This window comes from Pseudomonas sp. TMW22089, from assembly GCF_022496645.1.
Classification (GTDB): Bacteria; Pseudomonadota; Gammaproteobacteria; order Pseudomonadales; family Pseudomonadaceae; genus Aquipseudomonas; species Aquipseudomonas paraversuta.
Genome location: NZ_SCFG01000002.1, coordinates 323837 through 349702 on the forward strand (window position 1 = coordinate 323837; position 25866 = coordinate 349702).

The window sequence follows — 25866 nt, forward strand, 5'->3', positions numbered from 1 at the left end:
GTCGACCTCGAAAATCATCGGCGAAGGGTATCGCAGGGGGTTGTTTTTCGCACCTGATGATTCAAATGCCGTCTTTTGCGGGAGCCGCCCGGCCGGCTCCCGCAAAATAAGCTATCGCTCTATCCCGTGCTTGCGCAGCTTTCTGTACAGCGTATTGCGACTGATCCCCAGCTGCACGGCGGCATGGGTCATATGCCAGCGGTGCAGTTCCAGCACCTCGAGCAGGGCCAGTTTTTCAGCGTTTTCCAACGGCTGCGCACAGGGGACGGCAACCGTGGCGGGGGCCTGGCGAATGGCCATGGGCAAGTCATCGAACTCGATCGTCTGGTTTTCACACAACGCCGCCAGAGTGCGCAACACGTTGCGCAGTTGGCGGACGTTGCCCGGCCACTGAAAATCCAGCAAAGCCTGGCGTGCCGCTGGCTTGAGCACGAGGTGCTGGTCAGCCGCTTCTTCGGCCAGGAGAAAATCCAGCAACTGCGACTTGTCACTGCGCTCGCGCAACGCCGGCAAACCGATCTCCAGACCATTGAGACGGTAATACAAGTCTTCGCGAAAACTGCCGTCAGCCACGCGTTCCTGCAAGTTGCGGTGCGTGGCGCTGATGATGCGCACATTGACTGCCAGCGGTTCACCGCCAATCGGTACCACCAGGCGATCTTCCAGCACTCTCAAGAGACGTGTTTGCAGCACCAGGGGCATATCGCCAATCTCGTCCAGAAACAGGGTGCCGCCATCGGCCTGCTGCAATTTGCCCTGCATCCCCTCTTTGCGCGCTCCGGTAAAGCTGCCGCCGCGATAACCGAACAGCTCGCTTTCGATCAGGCTTTCGGGGATCGACGCACAATTGAGGGCGACGAATGCTTTGCCGTTACGCAAGCTGGCCTGATGCACCGCTTTGGCAAAGGCTTCTTTACCCGAACCGGTTTCGCCATTGATCAATAACGGCACATCCCGCTCGAACACCCGCAAGGCACGACGAAAATCGGTCTGCAGGGCCTGGTCCCCCAGGCAAATGCTACTCACCCGGGGCACCACGGCTTCGGCCTGCGGCTTGACCGCGCACGGCACGCTGCGCGGCTGACCACGCACCGCCGCATACAAGCGGCGACCGTCGCGGGTGCGCAGGGGCCAGTTGGTGCTGGCCTGGGTGCTGGCACGGGCGAACAGTTCGTCCCGTGGACAATCGAACAGGCTGTCGACTGTTAACCCCAGCAGACCGCCCCGCTCATGCCCCAGCAAATTCAGGGCGCTCTGATTGACTGCGCAGATGGCGCCGTCGCCATCGAACGCCAGCATGCCTTCACTGAACAGCCCCACCGACTCGGCCTGCAGGTGAAAGCGCAGCAGCCACTGGTTTTCGAAGTGCCGCAGAAAATAACTGTTTTCGATGATCCGCGCCGAGAGGTTGACCAGGGCCATGGTGTGAAACTGGCTCTGGCGCGAAACGTCATGCCGCGCCGAGGACACGTCCAGCACCGCCAGCAATTCGCCCTGGGGATCGAATACCGGACTTGCCGAACAGGTCAGCCCGGTATGGCGGCCACGAAAATGTTCGTCCTGATGAATGGTCAAGGCCTGGCGTTCCACGACACAGGTGCCAATTCCGTTGGTACCCTCGCGGGCCTCGCTCCAGTCAGCTCCCAGCCACAGCCCGGCCCGCTCGAACACTTTGCGTTCGGTCGCCGCCGTTACACAGTTGAGAATGACCCCGCGGGCATCGGTCAGCAGTACCGCGTGCCCGGCCCCCGACAGTTGCTGATGCAGACTGTTCATCTCGTGCCCGGCGATTTGCAGCACCTGCTGCAAACGCTCGCGACCTTCCAGAATGCGCCCGTGCTCCAGCACCGTCGGTGCAATGGTTTGTGCGGGATCGAGGTGGTAGTCCTCCAGGCAGCGCTGCCAGGAACGGACGATAGAAGGGTCGCACCCCTGGGGGCGGCCCTGGGTGACATCGAGAACCTGCCGGGCGTGCCGGCTTAAATCACTGCTGTGCATTCTTATTATTCTCCGCGCTGTATCGGCGGTCTCATGTCCGGCAGGGGCACATTTACCCTCTTCGCCAACATGGATCCAGGTCCAGACCGAACACTCAGCATCTGCTTGCCGGCCGGGCTTTGCAATCGCCAACTGACCCGTCGGTCATCATCTGCACCTGTTTTGGTACAAAGTGTCACGGCAACTGTATCGAGCCCGTGACAGCGACTGCCACCCCTACTGCCCCTATATCCATGTGAGCCCCAGCCTAGAGCCCTGCAGACAATATGGCCCGGCCTTTGCTCTTGCATATGACAACGCCACAGCGCGTCCTCCCATAAGCACAATAAAGCCAGGAGACACTCCCCATGCGTTACGCACAACCCGGTACCGAAGGCTCTGTCGTCTCGTTCAAGAGCCGCTACGGCAACTACATCGGCGGCGAATTCGTGGCGCCCGTCAAAGGCCAGTACTTCACCAATACCTCGCCTGTGAACGGCAAACCCATCGCCGAATTCCCGCGTTCAACAGCAGAAGACATCGAAAAAGCCCTGGATGCCGCCCATGCCGCTGCTGACGCCTGGGGCTCGACCTCGGTTCAGGCCCGTTCGCTGGTGCTGCTTAAAATTGCCGATCGTATCGAACAGAATCTCGAACTGCTGGCCGTGACCGAAACCTGGGACAACGGCAAGGCGGTACGCGAGACCCTGAACGCCGACGTCCCCCTGGCAGCTGACCATTTCCGTTATTACGCCGGTTGCATCCGCGCCCAGGAAGGCAGCGCGGCCGAAATCGACGGCAACACCGTGGCCTATCACATCCACGAACCGCTGGGCGTGGTCGGGCAGATCATTCCGTGGAACTTCCCGCTGCTGATGGCCGCCTGGAAACTCGCTCCGGCGCTGGCTGCCGGTAACTGCATCGTGCTCAAACCGGCCGAGCAAACCCCGCTGAGCATCACCGTGTTCATGGAACTGATCGGTGATCTGCTGCCTCCGGGCGTGCTGAACGTGGTGCAGGGCTTCGGCAAAGAAGCTGGCGAGGCGCTGGCCACCAGTAAACGCATCGCCAAAATCGCCTTCACCGGCTCGACCCCGGTGGGCTCGCACATCATGAAATGTGCCGCCGAGAACATCATCCCTTCCACCGTTGAACTGGGCGGCAAGTCGCCGAACATCTTCTTCGCCGACATCATGCAGGCCGAACCGACTTTCATTGAAAAGGCGGCCGAAGGTCTGGTGCTGGCATTTTTCAACCAGGGCGAAGTGTGCACCTGCCCTTCCCGCGCGCTGATTCAGGAATCGATCTACGACGACTTCATGAAAGTGGTGATGAAGAAGGTTGCGTCGATTAAACGCGGCGACCCGCTGGACACCGACACCATGGTTGGCGCCCAGGCCTCGGAGCAGCAGTTCGACAAGATTCTGTCTTACCTTGAAATCGCCAAGGCTGAAGGTGCCGAGCTGCTGACCGGCGGCCAGGTAGCCAAGCTCGAAGGCGACCTGGCAACCGGCTACTACATCCAGCCGACGCTGCTCAAGGGCACCAACAAAATGCGTGTGTTCCAGGAAGAAATTTTTGGCCCGGTGGTCAGCATCACCACCTTCAAGGACGAAGCCGAAGCCCTGGCGATTGCCAACGACACCGAGTTCGGCCTGGGTGCCGGCCTGTGGACCCGCGACATCAACCGCGCCTACCGCATGGGCCGCGCCATCAAGGCCGGTCGCGTCTGGACCAACTGCTACCACCTGTACCCGGCCCACGCCGCGTTCGGCGGCTACAAAAAGTCCGGGGTCGGCCGTGAAACCCACAAAATGATGCTCGACCACTATCAGCAGACCAAAAACCTGCTGGTGAGCTACGACATCAACCCGCTGGGCTTCTTCTAACCTCTCTGACCTCCGTAGGCGCGAGCTTGCCCGCGAGCCGTTAAAAGCTCGCGAGCAAGCTCGTTCCTACAGAGCAAGCCGCTCTACATCAGGCCCCATGGCCCAGCTCTTGCTTTGCTCCCTGTCATATTTTCCAAACTATAAAAGAACAGGTGCACTCACATGCCTAGCGAACCCATTGGCGCTCCGGCGTCAGCTTCCTCGGTCGACTTTGAAAAGGTCGGCTCCGAATATTTTCAACAACGCGAACTGAAAAAAGGCGCTGCCGGCTGGGTCCTGCTGGTGGGCCTGGGTGTGGCCTATGTCATCTCCGGCGATTACGCCGGCTGGAACTTCGGCCTGGCCCAGGGCGGCTGGGGCGGAATGTTCATCGCCACATTGCTGATGGCCACCATGTACCTGTGCATGTGCTTTTCGCTGGCCGAACTGTCATCGATGATTCCCACCGCTGGCGGCGGCTATGGCTTTGCCCGCAGCGCATTCGGGCCGTGGGGCGGGTTCCTGACCGGCACCGCGATCCTGATTGAATACGCCATCGCCCCCGCGGCGATTGCCGTATTCATCGGCGCTTATTGCGAGTCGCTGTTCGGGATTGGCGGCTGGATGATCTATCTGGCGTTCTACATCATCTTTATCGGCATTCACATTTTCGGCGTGGGTGAAGCCCTTAAACTGATGTTTGTCATCACCGCCGTGGCCGCGATTGCCCTGGGCGTGTTCCTGGTATCGATGGTGCCGCACTTCAGCGTCGCCAACCTGCTGGATATTCCGGTTACCGAGGCCAAAGGCGCCAGCACCTTCTTGCCATTCGGCTATGTCGGCGTGTGGGCCGCAATCCCTTATGCGATCTGGTTTTTCCTCGCCGTCGAAGGCGTGCCGCTGGCCGCCGAAGAAACCAAAAACCCTAAGCGCGATCTGCCTCGCGGCCTGATCGGCGCCATGCTGGTACTCGTCACCTTTGCCCTGCTGATTCTGGTCATCGGCCCCGGCGCTGCGGGCGCGCACCACTTGATGGCCTCGGGCAACCCGCTGGTTGAAGCACTGAGCAAGGCCTATGGCGGCTCAACCTGGATGGGCAGTTTCGTCAACCTGGTGGGCCTGGCCGGTTTGATCGCCAGTTTCTTCTCGATCATTTACGCCTATTCGCGTCAGATCTTCGCCCTGTCCCGTGCCGGCTATTTGCCGCGTAAATTGTCCGAAACCAACAAAAGCAAAGCGCCGGTACTGGCGCTGATCATCCCCGGCATCATCGGTTTTGGCCTGTCACTGACCGGCCAGGGGGACTTGCTGATTCTGGTGGCGGTGTTTGGCGCGACCATTTCCTACGTGCTGATGATGGCTGCACACATCACCCTGCGTATTCGTCGCCCCAAAATGGAGCGTCCATACCGCACTCCGGGCGGAATCTTCACTTCAGGCATCGCTTTGGTGCTGGCTTGCGTCGCGGTCGTGGCCGGTTTCCTGGTGGACCCGCGCGTTGTGATTGGCGCTGCCGTGATCTATGGCGTATTAATTGCCTACTTCGCTTTTTACAGTCGGCACCACTTGGTGGCCGGTACGCCTGAAGAGGAATTCGCGGCGATCCAAAAAGCCGAGCAAGCCCTGCACTAGTCGCTGAGAAACCCGCCAGACGCGTGGCGTCTGGCGTTGAGGAGCATCCTGAATGGCAACTTTTTCTCACGCGGTAGGCACTCAGACTTACCGTTTTGACAGCCTCAAAGACCTTATGGCCAAAGCCAGCCCGGCACGCTCCGGGGATTTCCTGGCTGGAGTGGCCGCGCTCAACGACGGTGAACGGGTCGCTGCGCAAATGGCCCTGGCTGACATCCCGCTCGCCTGGTTCCTGCAGGAAGCGCTGATTCCCTACGAATCCGATGAAGTTACCCGGCTGATCATCGACAGCCATGACCCGCTCGCCTTCGCCGCCGTCAGCCATCTGACAGTGGGCGGTTTTCGTGACTGGCTGCTCAGCGACGCCGCCGACGAACAGAGCCTGCGTGCCCTGGCGCCGGGCCTGACCCCGGAAATGGCCGCTGCGGTGTCAAAAATCATGCGCGTGCAGGACCTGATTCTGGTGGCGCAGAAGATCCGGGTGGTCACCCGTTTTCGCGGCACCATGGGCCTGCGCGGGCGGCTCTCTACCCGCCTGCAACCCAACCACCCCACGGACGATCCGGCGGGGATTGCCGCCAGCATTCTCGATGGCCTGCTGTACGGCAACGGCGACGCCATGATCGGTATCAACCCGGCCACCGACAGCATCGCCTCGATCTGCGACCTGCTGAACATGCTCGACGCCATCATCCAGCGTTATGAGATCCCCACCCAATCCTGTGTGCTGACCCATGTCACCACCTCGATTGAAGCGATCAACCGTGGCGTACCGCTGGATCTGGTATTCCAGTCGATTGCCGGTACAGAAGCCGCCAACGCCAGCTTCGGGATCAATCTGAATCTATTGCAGGAAGGCTACGAGGCCGGTTTAAGCCTCAACCGCGGCACCCTGGGCAACAACCTGATGTATTTCGAAACCGGCCAGGGCAGCGCGCTGTCGGCCAACGCGCATTTCGGCGTCGACCAGCAAACCTGCGAAACCCGGGCCTACGCGGTAGCGCGGCATTTCAAACCGTTTCTGGTCAACACTGTGGTGGGTTTTATCGGCCCCGAGTACCTGTACAACGGCAAGCAAATCATCCGCGCCGGGCTTGAGGACCACTTCTGCGGCAAGCTGCTGGGCGTGCCGATGGGTTGCGACATCTGTTACACCAACCACGCCGAAGCCGACCAGGACGACATGGATAACCTGCTGACCCTGCTGGGTGTGGCCGGGATCAACTTCATCATGGGCATTCCGGGCTCGGACGACATCATGCTCAACTATCAGACCACCTCGTTCCATGACGCGCTGTATGCGCGAAAAACCCTGGATCTCAAACCTGCCCCCGAGTTCGAGCAATGGCTGAGCAAGATCGGGATTTTCACCCAGACCGATGGCCGCATCGAATTCGGCCATCAACTGCCGCCGGCATTTCGCCAGGCACTGGCTCATCTGGGAGGACGCTGAACATGGCCACTACCCCCACCGACAGTCTCAACCCCTGGCTGGAACTGCGCCGCCTGACCCCGGCGCGCATTGCCCTGGGCCGCACCGGCACCAGCATGCCCACCGGGGCCCAGCTGGATTTTCAGTTTGCCCACGCCCAGGCCCGGGATGCGGTGCATTTGCCGTTTGACCACGCAGGGCTGAGCAGCCAGCTTGCCGAGCGCGGACAGCAAACGCTGCTGCTGCACAGCGCCGCCATTGATCGCCACAGCTATCTGCAACGGCCGGATCTGGGGCGCAAACTTGACGACGACTCGGCGCAGCAATTGCGCGACTACGCCCTGGCTCATCCTGGCGCGATCGATGTCGCCATAGTGGTAGCCGACGGGCTATCGGCGCTGGCGGTTCATCGCCACACCCTGCCCTTTCTGGCCCGCATGCAGGAGCAAACGGCCACTGAAAACTGGAGCCAGTCACCGGTGATTCTGGTGGAGCAAGGACGGGTCGCCGTCGCCGATGAAATCGGCGAACTGCTGGGTGCCAAAATGGTGGTGATGCTGATCGGCGAACGCCCCGGCCTCAGCTCCCCAGACAGTCTCGGTCTGTACTTCACCTACGGGCCAAAGATCGGCCTGACCGATGCCTATCGCAACTGCATCTCTAACGTGCGGCTCGAAGGGCTGAGCTACGCCATGGCCGCCCATCGCCTGGTTTACTTGATGCGTGAAGCCTGTCGTCGGCAATTGTCGGGGGTCAACCTGAAGGACGAAGCACAGGTACACACCATAGAATCAGCGGCCCCCAGCGAGAATTTCCTGCTCAAGGGTGAATAAACACTGGGCCATGACTCTGTAGGAGCGAGCGGTGTGCTTGGCGAGGCACGCTCGCTCCCAGGGTTGATTAGCCAGCCGCTGCGAGCCAATACACGCCTCGCTACAAACTCAACCAACAAGACTTGCACCAATCCGTATAATCCGCTTTTTTAAGAGATGTACGAAAAAACTACATCTCTTGTAGTTAAATACCCTTCCCTTTCCCGCACGGACCTGCAGAGCCGGGTCATCAGCACAGGTGCTTTACATGGATTTCAACCCGATCGACATTATCCTGCATCTCGATGTGTACCTGGACATGCTGGTAAGAGATTACGGGGTGTGGATCTACGCCATCCTGTTTTTGGTGATCTTCTGTGAAACCGGCCTGGTGGTCATGCCGTTCCTGCCGGGTGATTCCCTGCTGTTCATTGCCGGCGCAGTGGCTGCGGGCGGTGGCATGGACCCGGTATTGCTGGGCGGCCTGCTGATGGTGGCGGCAATTCTGGGCGACAGCACCAACTACGTCATAGGACGAACCGCCGGCGAGCGATTGTTCAGTAATCCGAACTCGAAAATATTCCGCCGCGATTACCTGGAAAAGACCCACGATTTTTACGAACGTCATGGCGGTAAAACCGTGACCATGGCGCGCTTCCTGCCAATCTTCCGCACCTTTGCGCCTTTTGTTGCCGGCGTGGCACACATGTTCTACCCGCGCTTCCTGATGTTCAGTGTCTTCGGCACCATCCTCTGGGTCGGCGGCCTGGTAACCCTGGGCTACTTCTTCGGCAACGTGCCCTTCATCAAGTCCAATCTGTCGTTGCTGGTAGTGGGCATCATCCTGCTGTCTCTGGTACCGATGATCATTGGTGTGATCCGCAGCCGCATGGGCCGCAGCCCATCCAAAGCCTGATAGGGGGCCGCCCGCATGTGGTCTCTGAGTGAATGGCGGCGCCAGCGGATTCTGGCGCAACACCCGGTCGCGGCAAACGTATGGCATGACGTGCGCCAGCACCTGAGTATTCTCGACGGGCTGGACGACGCCCAGGACAAATGGCTGCGTGAGCACAGCGTGTTATTTCTGCAAGAAAAACACCTGACCCCCATGCCCGGGGTTGAACTCACCGATGCAGGCCGCCTGTTGCTGGCCGCCCAGGCACAGCTGCCGCTGCTCAACCTGGGCGAACTGGACTGGTATCAGGGTTTCCACGAAATAGTGCTCTACCCCGATGATTTCATCAGCCCCCAGCGTCATCGCGACTCCAGTGGAGTCGAGCACGAATGGCAAGGCACCCACAGCGGTGAGGCCTGGCAACATGGCCCGGTGGTGCTGGCCTGGCCTGGCGTGTTGTCCAGTGGCGGCTGGGAAGGCTACAACCTGGTGATTCACGAACTGGCGCACAAACTCGACATGCTCAATGGTGCCGCCAATGGCATGCCGCCCTTGCACAGCAGCATGCACCTGGGCGACTGGACCGAGGCCATGCAACAAGCCTACGACCATCTCAATCACTACCTCGATCACCACGACCCGGCTCACGCGCCCATTGATCCGTATGCGGCCGAAAACCCGGCAGAGTTCTTCGCGGTCACCAGCGAATACTTCTTCAGCGCACCGGACCTGCTGACCCACGCCTACCCCAAGGTGTACCAGCAGCTCAGCCTGTTCTACCGGCAAGACCCGCTGACCCGGCTGCAAACGCTACAAAGCGGGCACCCCGAGTACCGAGGGTCCGTTAACCGGTCGTGACGCACCACTAAACCGGCCAGACGTGACGGCGTTAGCGGAATACGCCTATAATCGCCGCCACTTTTTGGCCAAATCGGCCAAGTAAACTGGCCTATACACGGGGGCACCGCCCAATGAGCTACAGCAAGATTCCGGCTGGCAAAGACCTGCCGAATGACATCTACGTCGCCATCGAGATTCCGGCGAACCACGCGCCGATCAAATATGAAATCGACAAAGACAGCGACTGCCTGTTCGTTGACCGCTTCATGGCAACCCCGATGTTCTACCCAGCCAACTACGGTTTCATCCCTAACACCCTGGCTGACGACGGTGATCCCCTCGACGTGCTGGTTGTTACCCCTTATCCGGTAGCGCCAGGTTCGGTAATCCGTGCCCGTCCGGTTGGCATCCTGCACATGACCGACGACGGCGGTGGCGATGCCAAAGTCGTTGCAGTCCCTCACGACAAGCTGTCCCAGCTGTACGTTGACGTGAAAGAGTACACCGACCTGCCACCTTTGCTGATTCAGCAAATCCAGCACTTCTTCGAGAACTACAAAGATCTCGAGAAAGGCAAATGGGTGAAGATCGAAGGTTGGGGCGATGCAGAAGCAGCCCGTACCGAGATCATGAAGTCGGTAGCGGCCTACAAAGGCTAAGTGAACCCCGGCCTGCGTTGCAGCAGGCTTGGCTCACACCAAAACCTCGGTTCGCCGAGGTTTTTTTATGCCTGAAAATTGAGCTGTTTTCGCTGGGAAACGACATTGAATCCCAGTATGATTCGCGCCACATAAGCACCGCGCCCTGCATCGAGCAGGCCGGATTGCAGGCAAGGCAGCAATAAGCCGCCACGCCCCACCCCTGACACTCAGGGCCTGGATGTCTAAATTGAAGGCGAGTACGGCTTACCAAAAATAAGCCAAACCCGCCCCCGAGAAGCCGGCCACAAGCCGGCTTTTTAATACCTTTTTGAAAGCCACTCCCATCTAGTGAAAATCGCGATGGCCTTGCTAGATCAAGGGTTTCAGCTTACTTTTGTTCTTGTGACTTCTTTTTTCATCCATCAGCTTCCACGAAAAAGTGGGGGATCAAATGGGGGATTGGAGAGCGGTAATCATGGGAAAGCTGACTGCAAAACTAGTCGAAAATCTGACCGAGCCAGGCACCTATGAAGACGGTGATGGACTGCGCCTAGTCGTGACCGCCACTGGCCGGAAAAACTGGGTGTTGCGGTTTCAGCTCCACGGTAAACGGAGGGAGATGGGCCTTGGCGGGTATCCTAGTCTCGATCTGAAAAAAGCACGTGCTGCAGCATTCGAAAATCGCATCCAGGTCCTGAAAGGCGATGACCCACTCGCCAAGCGACAAGCTGAGCAGGCCGCTCAGAAAGAAGCTGAACGCCGTGAACAAGCGAAGCAGATTACCTTCGAAACACTCGCCAACGACTATCGTGATGCTCACGGCTCCAGTTGGTCGGAGAAGTGGCGCAAAGGCTGGCTTCGCAAGCTGGAACTCTATGCTTTCCCCTATTTAGGGAAACTTTCAGCAGAAAAAATCGATACCAAGCTAGTCCTCAAAACTTTGCAACCGATCTGGTCGACGAAAACACGTACGGCAGATGAAGTGCGCGGGCAGATCGAACAGGTTCTAGATGCCGCCAGATCGAGAGGGCTGCGGGTCGGAGAAAATCCGGCCCGCTGGCGAGGACATCTGGAAAATCTGCTGAGCCGCCATGAAAAGAAGAAAGCTCGCAAGCGTGTTCATCACCCGGCCCTCCCATGGCAGGAACTGCCTGAGCTCATGCAGATATTACGCAGGATTCCCAACGCCGTATCGGTAGCAGCTCAATTCTTGATTCTTACCGGCGCCCGTAGCCACATGGTTAGATTTGCTCAATGGGACGAGCTAGATCTGGAATCAGGCCGATGGTCTTTACCCGCAGAACGGATGAAAACACGCGAGCCATTCGCCATCCCGCTCTCTCCTGAGGTCGTCGAGCTGGTGAAAAACCTGCCACGAATTCAAGTACGCAGCCCTTATCTCTTCCCTGGTAACGGTCGTAGCGGCGTGATGCATGCTAATGGCATTCGTAGTCTGCTGCACGAATTAGGCTATGAGCACATCACTCGCCATGGTTTCCGCTCGACATTCCGAGACTGGGCCGGAGAGACTACTGCCTTTCCACGGGAGATCTGTGAGCTTGCCCTCGCTCATGACGAGCGCGGGGAAACTGAAGGCGCTTATTCCCGATCAGATTTCTTTGATAAGCGAAAAGAGCTGATGAACGCGTGGGCGAAGTACGCCACATCAACGCCAGAGAAAAAGCGGGCCAAACAGGATATTTAGGTGCTTGAAAGTGATTAAGGAGACTGGAGTATCTACGAGATGAAAAAGCTCACGCACAGGGCATCTCGAAGGAAACTGATTCAGACCAGTCCCAACCCGCCTATTTATCGTCTCTAATTGGCTGCACACCATGATCCGAAAGGGCAGGAGCCAACGTGAAGGAATCATACAAACTTGTGGCATCCATCAACAAAAACGCTTTGCGGCCGCTGATTGATGAGAAAAAGCTGCTCATGTCGACGCTGTATAGCGAGGCCTTAGCGTACTGCATAGCACACAGTTCCCAGCATTTTGACTACAGCCAATTGGGTCCGGTAGTAAACGTATTCGAGAATCGTGACTACAAACTTTTCGTTTCAAGCTGGATTTGTGAACGCCTTGGATTGAAATCCAAGATGGAGAACGGAGGTGTCAAATTCGTAAAGTCGGGTAATCCTATAAACGAGAAAATCAGTTTCAAGGTCAGCTTGGCTGAATTCGCGGTGAACAAATTCAAGACAAGAGTCCCTGAGAGGGTTGCTCCCAAACCACCCGCACCAAAGGTAAAAAAAGCCCCAAAGCGAGTAGACATGCTCGACTCATGGGCTCGGCTTCCGGGAAGCTATGGCAGTGGCAAACGTTAACTACTCATCGATCCTGTTTTTAGCGACACCGTAGCCATCAGATACCAGCGAGCGTTAGCGTTTGACCGGCAGCTTTCATTCGGATGCAGATCTTATTGACACTGCCTGCTTGTGTTGTCAGGGCTTCACATTTACGCTTTGCCTCGTCGCGGTCAATCCCGCGACCGGGCGTCAGAACCCGAATCAAAACCAAGGCGCGGTTTCTTCCATTCCGCACAGTTAGCACTTCGAGTGCTAGCTGCTGCTTTTCTATGGCGAACCGTGCGGGGCAGGCTTCGGCCTGGCCGGTTCCTTGGTTTCCGGTTTCTGACCCCCGTACGGTTTGCCACCCTATGCCGAGTCAGAACGGTGGATGGCATTCCTTAATCAAACCAAGGAGATAAGGAAAATGGCATGCCCACCTTTTAAGCTCGTGCGCCACCCTGGCCATTTGGTTCAAGCTGCAAACTATCTCGGAGGGTTCCGCGATGTTTGATCTCTCGCTTCTAATCAGCCTTCCCAAACCCAACACCATCGATACTGCATCGCTTACCCCTGAAGATGCCGCTATTAAACTACGGCAGGCTGCCACTCTTCGGCTTAATGGAGCACAGAGCATCCTGCTTCATTTTCCGCAGGACGTTGAGCTGGCTGTAGAGCTGCTGGATGATGCAGCAGTGTTGTTCGACAAAGCGTTTCGGTACTTGACCGGCATCCCTGCTCAACGCGTTCATCAACAGATCGGTGAGTACTACTCAGTCCCGTCCGCGGAAGGTTGCCCCGGGATCCGAACACCATGGGGCAACGAATTCGGTCCAATGATTGAGGACGGCGTTCGTTGTGCTGAGACCTGGCTTGATGGCTCATCACTACCATTATGGTGGGCACTGGCGCAGAACCGAAAACGTCATCGCCCAGGTGATCCCCAAGAGGCTTTCGAGGCCGGTTTTCTGCTGCGGTTGCAGCAGACGCTGATCATGCGGCGTGAGGCCGCCACTTCCCAATCAACCAGCTTTGATGCTTGAGGCTGTATTTGACGTTTGAGACTTTGCTTTTCCCGCCAAACCCTCCGATTCAGCGATCTCTGATCGCGCCGGTCGGAGGGTTCACTTGCTCTTTTTTGAAGCCACCTCGTTCCACCATTCCATTTCAAATTTGATTAGAGTCACGCCGTCGTTTACCCGTCAGTGATTGCCCATGGTCTCTATCGAGCGCAGTGAAGTTCCCAGTGTCAGAGTGAACCTGTCGTGGGCCATAGCTAGAGAAGTGGCGACAGCGGCGACAGCGGCGACAACCCTTGTCCTGCCTGGCCTGGAACATGGCGACAAAAGTGGCGACAGTCGCCACTTTTGTACGCTTTGGCCATGACGCTTGACCGTCTTTTCGGGTGGGTATAAAAATTGGCGCACGGATCGCTGTCGTTGACAGCACCAGCCCAGGTAGCCAGAACCTTTGAGGCTACGCCACTTGCGTGGTGGTTCTCCCAAAGTGCGATTAGCGTCCGGCGGCTCGCACGGTCACTCCCCAAGAGTGATGGATGCCTACTCGACTTATCTGCCCACTGCGTCAGACGATGGACCTACCTCGCTGCGCTGCAGCTACCTCACCTTTCAGCACACTTCGCTGCGCCAATCCGCGCCCGTCTCTTTCTCCGGGAAAGAGACGGGCGCTCATCACACTGCTGCAGCCCACGTCTGATCGGGCTCTGCGGCAACTCACCGCGTGACAATCGGCGTGACAAAACCGATTCGACACGTCTCGCATTACCGCTAGCGACGGTGCCGCAGCCCAGGACAGGCTGCACCTGACTGACAGTCAGGCATGCCCCAGTCGCGACGTTAATGCCTTCACTCTCCCATGGTCTCGCGGTATCGGATTCGTCAGCCGGTGCAACCTCCACCCGCCCGCATCCTCGGATACGTTTAGGAGGTCAGACTCATGGGAGTTGCCCAAGCTCTTGGTCGTAACGAGCCGTCCGTTCCGCGTCAGTGAACACCCTCACAGGCCGCAGGGGCCTTCATCCCTGATAACACTCAACATCCGTGGCGGGAGCGTGAGGAAACACTGGAAAAACAGGAGAAAGGTGATGCTGCAATCAACCTGGAGCTTGCCGCCGCAACCCTTGCTGGAGGCCAGCCAGACGCCCTTGGAGTATCCGGTGGACGCCCTGGGTGATCTGCTGGGGCCGGCCGTCGAGCGCATGGCCGAGGTGATGGGTGTGCCGCAGGCCATGGCCGCGCAATCGGTGCTCGCGACCTCGGCCTTGGCCACTCAGGGGCATGCCAATGTGCATTTGGATGGCCGGGTCTATCCGCTGTCGTTGTACCTACTCACTATTGCGGCTTCCGGGGATCGCAAGACGGCGGTGGATAAGCTGGCCTTGCAGCCAGCCCGCGAATGGGAACGCCTGCAATGGCAGGCCTACCGCGAAAAACTCAATCGCTATCGCGCTACCCTTGTGCAATCTCAGAAGCAGATGGCAACGATCGATAGCCACACCGACACGCCAATCCATATAGAGCCAGAGCCCGTAGCACCACGACTGATCAGCAGCGAACCGACCATCGAAGCCCTGACCAAAAGCCTGTGCTTGGGTCTGCCCAGCATGGGGCTGTTCAGCGATGAGGGCGGCCAATTCCTCGGTAGCAGCACCATGAGCAGGGACAACCGCCTCAAGGCCGTGACCACTCTGTCCTCGCTGTGGGACGGCAACCCCATCGATCGCTCTCGTTCCATGGCAGGAGAAAGCCTGCGCGCCTATGACCGGCGCTTGAGTCTGCATTTGATGCTGCAACCTTATTTGGCGGGACAACTGCTCAAGGATCCGCTACTCAACGGCCAAGGCATCTTCGCCCGTTGCCTGATCACCTGGCCACAGAGCTTGGCCGGACAGCGTTTTTATCAGCCGGTGGATCTCACCCAAGACATCAGCCTCAAACGCTACACCCAACGAATCACCGATCTGCTGCAACGTCCCTGGGCGATCGGCAGCGATGGCGCGTTACAACCCAAAGCCCTGCCCCTCAGAAGCCTGGCCCGACAAACCTGGATCAACCTGCACGACACCATCGAAGCCCAACTCGGCGAGTTCGACGAACTGGCCAACGTGCGACCCAGCGCCTCCAAGGCCGCAGACAATCTGCTACGGATCGCCGGCCTCTTTGCGGTACTGGAAGACCACGAACTGATCGAGGTCACCCACATCCAGCGCGCTTCCTCGCTGATGGATTACTACCTGACCGAGATCCAACGGCTTACTGAGCAGGAACCGATCAACACCCAGCGGGTAGAAGCCGATCGGCTGCTGCGTTGGCTACAGGAAAAACAGTGGTGCCGTTTCACGGTTCGAGATCTGTTGCGCAACGGCCCGCGCTTCGCGCGCAAAAGCAGCCATCACACGTTAGCCCTGCTGGTCGAGTTGATCACTCATCAATGGCTGAGCACAGACGGACACTCCTTCGAGGTGCGCCATGTTTCGACTCAATGAAGCCCTACGCAACCGGCGCGCCCAGGCGAAAAACGCTCATCATTTACAACTTGTCGCCACCACTGTCGCCACTTTGTCGCCACGCTCCAAGCCCGGTACCACGGGGCTTGTCGCCACTGTCGCCGCTGTCGCCAAAAACCAAGGGGGCAGCTCACACATCAGCGATCTGATTGAGCGCCTACACCAGGAAGGTGCCGAGTTGTTCTGCCTGGAAAACCGGCTGTGTTTTCGTCCCAGTGACTGGGGCCAACTCCCCCCCGTGAACGGCCAGTGGCGCGAGCTATTGGCTTACCTGTGCCAACAGGCGAAGGAACTCCAGGATGGCTCTGGTCGGCAGGCGTGACGGTCGCAACTTTGGTTATGGTCGCCAACTGAGCTATGCCGGTCCGCAGGCGCTTAAGGATCTGTTCGGCGGCGGCCATTTCGCCACGGTCAAAGCCCACAGTGATCGTTGGCTGGCGTTCGTTAAGTGGTACCGGTCCGAGCAAGGCCCTGGCTACAACGATGCGCGGCAGATCGATCGGCAGACGCTACTCAACTATGCCCAGTACCTTCGCCAGCAAATCGACCATGGCGACCTCAGCATCGCCACCGCGCAAAACCGGTTGTCCAGCGTCAACCGAACGCTGGCGGCGCTGCGCGGTGATCAGTATGTGAAAGTCCCGAGCCCGAGCCAGGCGCTAGGACAGCAGCGCTCAACCGTACGTACCCGCTCGCCGGATGGCCAAGACCGCCAACAGGTGCGGCAAGTGATTGAGGTTCTTCGCGAACAACAACACGACCGGGTGGCCGCGATTGTCCTTTTGGCCCGAGAAACAGGTATGCGTCTGCGAGAAGCGATCCTCGCTGACCTGCCACGATTGCAACGCGAAGCTAAATGCGTAGGCCGCATAAACATCCAGGACGGTACTAAAGGTGGCCGTTCAGGTGCTTCAGCGCCGAGATGGATCACTGCAAATGAAGAGGTAAAGGCGGCGTTGCAGTTTGCTCGTAGCGCATCACCGGCTGGCAGCCACAATTTGCTGGCCCGAGATGAAAGCTACGCCACGTTCTTGCAACAAACCGTGCGCTCTACCCGCGAAATACTGCATGAACAAGGGTGGAAAGGCTTTCATGAACTGCGAGCAGCCTACGCTTGCGAGCGATACGAGCAACTCACGGGCCATGCTGCCCCAATCAATGGTGGCCACTGCTATCGTATTGACCGTGGCCTTGATCAGCGAGCGCGACAACAGATCAGCCTTGAGCTCGGACATAACCGGATCGATGTGGTTTCGGCCTACATTGGAGGCCGAGCGTGACCAAGCCTTTCGATATGGCGCTGTTCCTGAGTGGCGTACTGACCGGCTCGAAGGTCACGCGGCAACGGCATCTCCGGCAAGCCCGAGCCATGCAAGCGGCCATTGGAAAACGTTGGCAGCGAGACAATCCATGGACTTGGAAGCAGAAGCACTTTCAGTGGTTTATGGCCATCCACCTGGCAAACCACTCAGAGGCGACCCGCTACTACTATCGGCTTACCATCCAATTAATAGCCAAGCGACGTGGACGACCAGCATAAGCGCTTCCTTAGGCTACGAGTGCATCATCTTGGGGCCGGCAAGGGGCAGCTGAAAACATTTTTGAATGTCACATGCCTGGAACCCCTCGCAGGGATTTATCTTTTGATGGAGGTCGATTTCGGGCCTTCTGTAACCGCGAGCTTGTACAATTGCATCAACCTACCCTTTAAGGTTCGCTCAAGCGTCCAGGCAGCAGAAAACGCAAAGCGCTGAAGGGTTCACGTATTCCTCAAGGACCAATTTACTCATGGCTGACAAGCTGTCACTCGAAACCCTGGAGTCCTGGCTCTGGGAGTCGGCGAACATCCTGCGCGGGTCTATCGACTCTTCCGACTTCAAAAACTACATCTTTGGCCTGCTTTTTCTCAAGCGCTATAACGACGTCTTCGAAGAGCGAATCCGTCATCTGATGAACACGGACAAGCTCAGTTATGCAGACGCTCAAGACGAGATTGAGGACAAATGGGGCAAGCTCCCCATCAGTGCCCGCTGGTTTGAGCTGATTTCGCGCACAGAAAATATTGGTGAAGCGCTGGATAAGGCCTTCGCCACAATCGAGGCAAACAATCCCGAGCTGCAACATGTGCTGACAGCCACCCAATATGGCGACAAACGCGTGCTGTCGGATGGCACCTTGCAGCGCCTGTTGCGTCACTTCAACCAGTACAAACTGGGAAATGCCGATCTGTACAAGGCGGACATGCTCGGTGATGCCTATGAATACTTGATCAAGCAGTTTGCTGATGATGCCGGTAAAAAAGGGGGCGAGTTCTATACGCCCAAGGCCGTGGTACAACTGGTGGTCGAGCTGATTGATCCGCAGCCGGGTCACAGCGTGTATGACCCTACCTGCGGCAGTGGCGGTATGTTAGTGGAGAGTGCACACCATATATCCCGGCTGCCCAATGGCACGTTGATGGGTAAACCGAATGTGCTGTTGTATGGGCAAGAAAAGAACCTGGGCACTTGGGCCATCGCCAAACTCAATCTCTATTTGCACAACATGCACGCCGCCATTGAGCGTGGTGATACTCTGGTAGAGCCAAGGCATCTTGATGGCGATTTCCTGAAAACATTTGACCGGGTGATCGCCAATCCGCCGTTCTCAGCCAAGTCTTGGTGGACGCCGCTGGAGTTGAGCAACGAGAACGAACAGGACAGCGGTAAGAAGCCTAAAGCACCTAACTATAAGCAGGTTAGCGACCCGTACGGTCGATTGATATATGGCACCCCTCCACGGAGTTATGCCGATCTCGCCTTTGCTCAGCACATGCTGGCTAGTCTCAAAGCCGATGGCCGCATGGGTATCATCCTGCCTCATGGTGTCCTGTTCCGCAGTGGTGAAGAAGGCAAGATTCGTGAAGGATTGCTGTTTGGCACTGATGCGGCGAGCGGCAACCAACCTGGCGACCTGATCGAGGCCATTGTTGGCTTGCCTCCAGCGCTGTTCTATAACACCCCCATTCCTGCATGTGTCCTGATCCTCAATAAGCAGAAGCCTATAGGCTTAAAGAACAAGGTCATCATCATCAACGCTAGCGCAGATTATGGTGACGATAAAGTTCAGAACTATTTGCGGCCGCAAGATATCACCCACATTCTGAGCACTCACAAGGCGGCGTTTGCCAGGCAGATTGAGGTGAAAAACTACTGCCGTGTGGTGACGCTGGACGAAATCCGCACCAATGATGGCAACCTCAACATCGGTCGCTATATCGACAATGGTGAGATCGAAGATACGGTAGATTTAGCCGCTACCTTGGTGCAGCTAGCAACGCTGACTGAAGAGGAAATACAGATCGATGCTCGCCTGAATGGCTATCTGATGGAGTTGGGGTTGCTGGAGGCGGGGGTATGAGTTTGGCTGATAAACCGGGATTCATATCGACGCCATGTGGTTGGATTCCAAATAGTTGGGTGGCCACCAAGCTTTCAACCTTGGTCGATATAGTTTATGGAAAGTCCCCGGCGGATATAGAAAAGTTGGATCACGGCATCCCTATCTTTGGTACAGGTGGTGTCTCTGGGTATACCAATGCGTCCCTATGTGATGGGCCAAGCATTATTCTTGGCCGTAAAGGCACGATTGATAAGGTTCAGCGTAGCGAGGGGCCCTTCTGGGCAATTGACACGACCTTTTACACAAGACCGAAACAGGCTTTTGATTGGTCATGGCTGTATTACGCAATTTCTTCGTTTGACCTGAGAAAATTAAATGAAGCTTCAGGTGTACCTAGTTTGAGCAGAGCTTCACTAGAAGTACTGGATATTGCCACCCCCCCAATTCCCGAACAACAAAAAATCGCCGCCATCCTCACGGTAGTGGACGGCAAGTTGGACGTGATTACCCAGCAGATTGCCACCACCCAAAACCTCAAAAAAGGTCTGACTCAAAGCCTGCTTAGCAATGGCGTAGGCACTCAAAATGACCAAGGTCTCTGGCAGCAACACTCCGAGTTCAAGGAGGGCACTAATGGGCAAACTCCAGCAATCTGGGAAGAGGTAGCACTTGGAGAAATTGCCCCATTAGTTAGAAGACCTGTTGATATCAATCTGGACGCATTCTATCCAGAACTCGGATTACGCTCCTATGGAAAAGGTACGTTTCACAAGCCAGCCTTGCTAGGTAGGGAAGTCGGTAATAAGCGCCTATTCGAGATCAAAACCGGGGATTTGTTACTGTCGAACGTTTTCGCATGGGAGGGGGCTGTTGCCATCGCAAAGCCTCAAGATAATGGGCGCTTTGGGTCTCACCGATACATCACGTGCGTCGTTGATCAAACCCGCGCTGATACATCATTCATCTTTAGATTTCTAACTACCCCAACAGGTATCAGTTTGCTAACACTGGCTTCACCAGGGGGGGCAGGTCGAAATAAAACGCTGGGCCTAGCTGCGTTGGAAAAAATAGTTATCCCGCTCCCTCCGTTAGCTGAACAAAAGAGAATCACACAGATTCTGGATGGCGTGGACGAAAAGCTGAATTCATTAGCGTTGAAACAAGCGAACTGCCAAACCCTCAAACGTGGCCTGATGCAGAAGCTGCTGACCGGCGAGTGGAGGGTCAAACTCGATAGTGCAGCTAGTGCTGCCAAAGTAGCTTCACGATTCTCAGCAGTTCGAAACACATAAGTGTCGAAGTAGCCCGAGGGAAACCTCCAAGGAACAGGAGTAAGCAATTGAGCCAAACATCCGAGAAAGCTGGTGTTGAGCTGCCAGCCATCGCATGGCTGATAAAGCTCGGTTATACCCACATTTCTGGCAGTCAGGTACAGGTTGAACATCGACATCTTGCTCCGCTTTTGGAGGATGTTCTGAAGTCTCGATTGTTGGCACTCAACCCTTGGCTGACGAGTGCGCCCGGTGGCATCAGTGCCACCCTTATCGAGTTGCGCAAGCGGGTCAACGATGAGTTGTTGCCGGCCAATAAGGCGTTCTGGGAACAAGTGGTTCATCGCTCCGATATTCAGGTGAAGGATGTCGAAGGTAAGTTACGCAGCGTGCGTTTCCTCGACGCCAGTGACACCGCCAGCAACGTCTTTCATGTGGTCGATCAGCACGTCGGGCGTAATGCTGATGGCGAGATCTTCCGACCTGACCTGCTGCTGTTTGTGAATGGCCTCCCCCTTGCAATCATCGAATGTAAAGCCAGCCATCACCGCTTGGATGAAGCGCTGGGGCAACTGGATGGTTACCAGCGAACATTTTCAGCTCAATTTGTGTTCAACCAGGTGTGTGTCGGACTCAATCGGCGTGAAGGCTTATATGGGGCCATCCTCACAAAGCCTGCGTACTACAATCGCTATCGGTTGCAGGAGCACGAAAAAGCCACTGTGGCAGCGTTGCTGGGGGATGCGCCTAGCGAGCAAGAGCAGCTACTTTGGGCGCTTTTCGAGCCAAGTCGTTTCCTGCAACTGATTACTCATTTTGTGTTGTTCGAAACCCGTGACGGCAAAACAACGAAGAAGTTACCGCGCTACCAACAATGGCGTGCAGTATGTAAAACGGTAAAGCGCCTTTCAGCACCCAAGCCCATGGGAGGGGTGGTCTGGCATACCCAGGGCAGTGGCAAATCTCTAACTATGGCACTACTTGCCCGCATGTTGCGGGCCGACAGCTCGGGATTGAATAACCCAACGGTACTGGTGCTGACTGACCGCAAAGACCTCGACAAACAGATCTTCGATACCTTCCATGCGGTGGGTATCAAGGCCATTCAAGCGGTATCCGTTGATGGCCTGATGAAAATGCTGTCGAACGACTACGGCAGCGTATTCACCAGTACAGTTCAGAAGTTTCAGGAGAGCGATCAGGCGAACTATCAACCCGACACAGCGCCTGAAGAAGACGACACCTCGCAAACAACCCGACATAAACGGGTACGTGAAGGAAAAGACTTTTTCGTGGTGGAAGAGCAAAACTCCCACCACGGCCAATTTGATGTCCACGGCACAACGTTGCCAGCTAAATGGGAAGAGGTAAGCCGGGAAAAGGTGCATTTCCGAGTACTGAGTACCAAGCCGAACTTCTATGTGCTGGTCGATGAAGCCCATCGCAGCCAATACGACTTCCTTGCTGCCTTCATGCGCGCCAGTCTGCCCAATGCCAAGTTCATTGCCTTTACCGGCACCCCGCTCTTGCAAGACGACAAACACACGCTGGGTGAGTTTGGCGGCGGCGAGTACATCGACGAATACCGCCTACATGAAGCAGTGGCCGATGGTGCAACCCTCCCGATCAAGTACCAGGATGCCTGGGTGGCGCTGTCTGCCGATAGTGAACTGGATGAGGCATTCCAGGAGCAGTTCGCCAACGAGAGCGAAATCAGACAGCACGATTTGAAACGGGCGCTGCTGAGCAAGTGGCGCAAAGCTGGTGACCGTATGGAGCAGGTGGCCGAGCATCTAGTTGAACATTTCGTCAGTAACGTAAAGGCCAAGGGTTTGAAAGCCATGTTGGTGTGCGATGGTCGTGACATGGCTGTGCGCTACAAGGACTTGCTCGACGTCATCATGACTGAACGCGCGCAAAAGGGGTTACCGACCTTTGATAGCAAAGTGGTCATTTCACTCGCTAGCATAACCTCATCCCGCACCGGGGCTTCCGTTATGGAGGAGGCAGAGCAATACGAAGTTGGCATCAGCAAGATGCAAACCATTGAGGAGCGGGTTAAGGCCGAAGTGAAAGCGGGAAAAGAACCGGTTGCCATGCCCTCAGAGCAGATCGCAAATTTCGTCAGCAAACTGTTCCCTTTGCCCTACGGCGATGAAAGCAAAGGACTGGACGGTAAGTCGCACGCAAACAATGTTGGGCTAATCATCGTTTCCGACATGCTGCTCACCGGGTGGGATGCCCCCATTGTGGGCACAATGTACTTGGAGAAACCGCTCAAGGAACACACCCTGTTGCAGGCCATTGCCCGGGTGAACCGCACCTTACCAGGCAAGAATGCCGGTTACATCGTGGATTACCACGGAGTGGTTGAGCACCTTGACCATGCCCTGAAAATCTACGGAGGTGAGGTCAAACCTTCGCAGGTTTGGGAAGGTGTCGGAACCGAACTACCCAAGCTACAAGCCACGCTCGACCGCATACTCAAGCTGCTGCCAAAAAAGCATGATCCAGTGGCGCAGCGCGAGGATTACAAGGATGACGCCGAGCGCTTCCTTGACCCTGACACAAGGTTGGATGTGGTCGAAGAATTTCTGGATTTGGTGAAGCAGTTCAACCGGTCCGTCGACATCATTCTGCCCGATGTGCGCGGCTTGCCTTTCAAACCTTACTTCACCCTATTTGGTGAGATTCGGCTGATGCTGCGGGACAAGCTGCCGGGCAGTACCTACAAGGAGCGCATCACCAAGCTGGAGTCTGTACTGCTACAACAACTGCTGGATGAGTACATTGCCGCCAGCCCGGCCAAGAGCCTGTTGGGCCGTGAGGTCTCGATTCTTGATGCAAGCGATATGGCACGTTTGAAAAAGTTGGCCAGCCCTGGTAGCCAAGCATTGGTGATGAAGAACCAGCTCAAACACACCATTGCCACTGGCAAGGATAAAGATCCGGCGTTTTTCGATAAGCTGGCAGAAGAGCTGGAAAAGCTGCTACTGGAGGAAAAAGCTGGTCGCATCACCCAAGCCAAGTTCCTGGAGCAATTGGAGTTATTCAGTCAGCGCATACAGAATAAGAACAACACCGGCTTCAACAAACCTGCACATTCTGCTGTTTATCACTATCTGGCCTCCCTGCTGACTGAAGACACCGCCAGGATCACGACGACTAAGCTATTTGAGGATGTGGAATTGAGCCGCACAGTGGCCAGTGACAACTGGAAGAAAATGCCAGAGATGCACCCTGACATCAGAGACCATCTACGAGGCTTGTTAATGCCGCTGGCGGGCTGGGAGCGTTCAACTGCGCGTGATCACGCCAAGCGTATCTTGGCTATTTTGCTAAAAAACTAATGCGACGCTGACCATGCCTGTTTTGCAGTACGGCCAAACGACTATCGAGTGGCACTTTCAGCTTGATACAAATCTGAAGCGGCACTACGTGACCGTGGAACGAGGGCAGCCTGTTCTGCTGCGTGGGCCGCAGGTGGATGATTCGGAGCAACAAGTTTTGGTGCTGCGACGTGCCCGCTGGATTCGCGAAAAGCTGGCTCAGGTAAATCTCCCCCTGACTAACGATGCCATCGTTACAGGCAGCCGCTTACGCTATGCCGGTCGTACCTATTTCACCGAGGTAAGGCATACACCTGAGATCCTCAAGCCCCGGCTAACTTTCACTGCATCACGTTTCATTGTTGATAACCCGGAGGGTGTCAGCATCAAACCCGAATCTTTGATGCCATTGCTGGAGCGTTTCTACCGGGAACGTGCTCATGAAAAGCTATTGGTGCGTGTTCGCCATTGGCAGCGTCAGACCGGTCTGCAAGCCAATGGAACTCGTATCCGTCACTTCCAAAGTCGCTGGGCCAGCTGTGATGCGAACAACACCCTGGAGTTTCATCCTCGGGTGATGGAACTGCCGGCCAGCGTGCAGGATTACGTCATTGTCCATGAGCTTTGCCATACGGTGGAGAAGAATCACACCAAGGCATTTTGGACCCTGGTAGCCAGCCATATGCCAGGCTGGCAACAGCAACATGGGGTGCTGGAGCGGGCTGTGTTTGGGGACGCGGTGTAATTGCTCAACAGCCTGTTGGACAATTACGGCGACACAGCCAGGGTTCTGGCCGCTGCTACGGCATGCTCGCAACCTCAGTCGCCGACATTTCATCAAAACGCGGAAAGCGCTGCTTCAACCGCTCAATCGTCCACCGCCACTTCGGCGTAGTCGGACGACAAACCGTATTCTGGTTACCAAACATCCCAATCTCCCGCACCGCCTCACTCACAGGCACGCTTTGCAGCCACTGGATCGGAACAAAATAGTCACAACGCTCCGGATCGTGGGCGAACTCAGCGTGATAGTTGCCCCGCGTCGCGACCTCAAGCACCGGTCGCTCCACCCCGTCTTGCATCACGGTGAATTCGCTTGCAGGTGTTGACGCTCCCAGAACACGCCCGACGCCGACATAGCCTTGCTGCGGAATATTCACCCAGATGCGATCGCCCGGAGACAGAAGCTGTAGGGTTTTGCTATACCACGCCCCACCGCCACCGGAAATGAAACCAAACTCCACGGCATCGGCCCATGAGCGTGAAGCGGAGTCTCCAAATGAGCAGTAGAACTCGCCATTCCAGGGTTCGTTATGCCCTTCACTCGTCGACACGGCGTTCACTTGAGTCTGAACAGGGTCAAGCAACCAGGATCGACTCAGCAGCTGTTGATCACCAGACTGAAAAATCTGAAAGCAGAGCACGTTGATCGGAATATCTCGCTTGCTGAGATACTCAACGATTCGCTCGCTGCTGGCGTCCAATTCGGTGGCAACGATGATTAGTTGGTGGCTTTTGTTCAAATCGTCTTCGTTCAGTACGCGTCCAAAGCGCACCAAGAAATCTACATCCAGGCTGCATCCAGGCCGGAACCGTTTGTAGATCGCTGCGATTTCCTCCTCGCGCAGGCTATCTACCCAAACCGCGTAATCGAGAGTCTGAGCGACCACGTCACGGGGCGTGCGGTCGCGTTTGAGTTCAATCAGCACTAGTGCGCCGTCAGGTGCGATGGCCAATAGATCGATACGTCCACCCATCCCAGTGTTTTCTTGTCTGCCGATGAGCATCCATTCATCCGAGAGAATACTTGGGGAGTTGATGATCATCTCTTCCAACAACTGCTCGCTGGCCAATCGGCTTTGACGCAGCTTGTTCGGTGTAAGGCCGACGGTCCAGACATCCGTTTTGATAGGCAAGTCGTGTGTCCTGATGGAGTTATTTATGAGAAAACTGCATTTCGTCGTCGAGACTCT

At 56.5% G+C, this 25866-nt stretch carries 20 protein-coding genes; 18 read left to right on the forward strand and 2 right to left on the reverse strand.

Translation table 11 applies throughout. From position 1 onward, the window contains the following. Window positions 1-111: 111 nt before the first annotated feature. Window positions 112-1998, reverse strand: coding sequence for a sigma-54-dependent Fis family transcriptional regulator (locus tag EQV90_RS03860; RefSeq protein ID WP_160626699.1), 1887 nt, complete (start codon window positions 1996-1998; stop codon window positions 112-114). Window positions 1999-2345: 347 nt separating this feature from the next. Between EQV90_RS03860 and EQV90_RS03865 the strand changes: the two genes are divergently transcribed. The 18 genes from EQV90_RS03865 to EQV90_RS03950 all read left to right on the forward strand — a co-directional run bounded on the left by EQV90_RS03865 (window position 2346) and on the right by EQV90_RS03950 (window position 24638). Then, entirely contained in the window at window positions 2346-3866 is a 1521-nt protein-coding gene (locus EQV90_RS03865; RefSeq protein ID WP_003444244.1) for an aldehyde dehydrogenase family protein, read from the forward strand. A gap of 162 nt (window positions 3867-4028) precedes the next feature. Beyond that, a complete protein-coding gene (eat, locus tag EQV90_RS03870; protein ID WP_003444246.1) occupies window positions 4029-5477 on the forward strand; it encodes an ethanolamine permease in 1449 nt (482 codons plus the stop codon). 52 nt (window positions 5478-5529) lie between these two features. Then, window positions 5530-6930, forward strand: coding sequence for an ethanolamine ammonia-lyase subunit EutB (locus EQV90_RS03875; RefSeq protein ID WP_240877763.1), 1401 nt, complete (start codon window positions 5530-5532; stop codon window positions 6928-6930). Between the two features lie 2 nt (window positions 6931-6932). Beyond that, window positions 6933-7742, forward strand: coding sequence for an ethanolamine ammonia-lyase subunit EutC (eutC, locus tag EQV90_RS03880; RefSeq protein ID WP_010655463.1), 810 nt, complete (start codon window positions 6933-6935; stop codon window positions 7740-7742). A gap of 247 nt (window positions 7743-7989) precedes the next feature. Next, entirely contained in the window at window positions 7990-8637 is a 648-nt protein-coding gene (locus tag EQV90_RS03885; protein WP_003444252.1) for a DedA family protein, read from the forward strand. Between the two features lie 15 nt (window positions 8638-8652). Beyond that, entirely contained in the window at window positions 8653-9474 is an 822-nt protein-coding gene (locus EQV90_RS03890) for a M90 family metallopeptidase (protein WP_160626694.1), read from the forward strand. Window positions 9475-9587: 113 nt separating this feature from the next. Next, window positions 9588-10115 (forward strand): inorganic diphosphatase, encoded by a 528-nt coding sequence (gene ppa, locus EQV90_RS03895; RefSeq protein WP_003444254.1) that lies wholly within the window; start codon window positions 9588-9590, stop codon window positions 10113-10115. A gap of 457 nt (window positions 10116-10572) precedes the next feature. After that, window positions 10573-11802, forward strand: coding sequence for a site-specific integrase (locus EQV90_RS03900; protein WP_134327370.1), 1230 nt, complete (start codon window positions 10573-10575; stop codon window positions 11800-11802). A 155-nt stretch (window positions 11803-11957) separates the two neighbouring features. Continuing rightward, on the forward strand, window positions 11958-12425 hold the full coding sequence (locus EQV90_RS03905) for a hypothetical protein (RefSeq protein ID WP_134327371.1): 468 nt from the start codon (window positions 11958-11960) through the stop codon (window positions 12423-12425). A gap of 467 nt (window positions 12426-12892) precedes the next feature. Continuing rightward, entirely contained in the window at window positions 12893-13429 is a 537-nt protein-coding gene (locus EQV90_RS03910; protein WP_134327372.1) for a LasR-specific antiactivator QslA, read from the forward strand. A 1061-nt stretch (window positions 13430-14490) separates the two neighbouring features. Continuing rightward, window positions 14491-15891 (forward strand): YfjI family protein, encoded by a 1401-nt coding sequence (locus EQV90_RS03915; RefSeq protein WP_134327373.1) that lies wholly within the window; start codon window positions 14491-14493, stop codon window positions 15889-15891. Continuing rightward, window positions 15875-16234: a hypothetical protein gene (locus EQV90_RS03920; protein WP_134327374.1), complete on the forward strand. Its 360-nt coding sequence runs from the start codon at window positions 15875-15877 to the stop codon at window positions 16232-16234. The genes EQV90_RS03915 and EQV90_RS03920 overlap by 17 nt, the downstream gene beginning before the upstream one ends. Next, complete coding sequence (locus tag EQV90_RS03925; protein ID WP_134327375.1) at window positions 16212-17192, forward strand: integrase domain-containing protein; 981 nt, start codon at window positions 16212-16214, stop codon at window positions 17190-17192. Before EQV90_RS03920 ends, EQV90_RS03925 begins: the two co-directional genes overlap by 23 nt. Continuing rightward, entirely contained in the window at window positions 17189-17452 is a 264-nt protein-coding gene (locus tag EQV90_RS03930) for a hypothetical protein (RefSeq protein ID WP_134327376.1), read from the forward strand. The genes EQV90_RS03925 and EQV90_RS03930 overlap by 4 nt, the downstream gene beginning before the upstream one ends. A 248-nt stretch (window positions 17453-17700) precedes the next feature. Further along, a complete protein-coding gene (locus EQV90_RS03935) occupies window positions 17701-19311 on the forward strand; it encodes a class I SAM-dependent DNA methyltransferase (RefSeq protein WP_134327377.1) in 1611 nt (536 codons plus the stop codon). Then, the gene (locus tag EQV90_RS03940) at window positions 19308-20585 is read left to right on the forward strand and encodes a restriction endonuclease subunit S (protein WP_134327378.1); all 1278 of its coding nucleotides are present in this window, start codon (window positions 19308-19310) and stop codon (window positions 20583-20585) included. The genes EQV90_RS03935 and EQV90_RS03940 overlap by 4 nt, the downstream gene beginning before the upstream one ends. A 47-nt stretch (window positions 20586-20632) precedes the next feature. Further along, window positions 20633-23914, forward strand: a complete 3282-nt coding sequence (locus EQV90_RS03945; RefSeq protein ID WP_134327379.1) for a type I restriction endonuclease — start codon at window positions 20633-20635, stop codon at window positions 23912-23914. Window positions 23915-23927: 13 nt separating this feature from the next. Next, entirely contained in the window at window positions 23928-24638 is a 711-nt protein-coding gene (locus tag EQV90_RS03950) for a SprT family zinc-dependent metalloprotease (RefSeq protein ID WP_134327380.1), read from the forward strand. 55 nt (window positions 24639-24693) lie between these two features. On the opposite strand, the gene EQV90_RS03955 is transcribed toward EQV90_RS03950, so the two are convergent. Then, window positions 24694-25809 carry an endonuclease NucS domain-containing protein gene (locus EQV90_RS03955; protein ID WP_134327381.1) on the reverse strand — a complete coding sequence of 372 codons (1116 nt, stop codon included), beginning with the start codon at window positions 25807-25809 and terminating at the stop codon, window positions 24694-24696. Window positions 25810-25866: the final 57 nt, after the last annotated feature.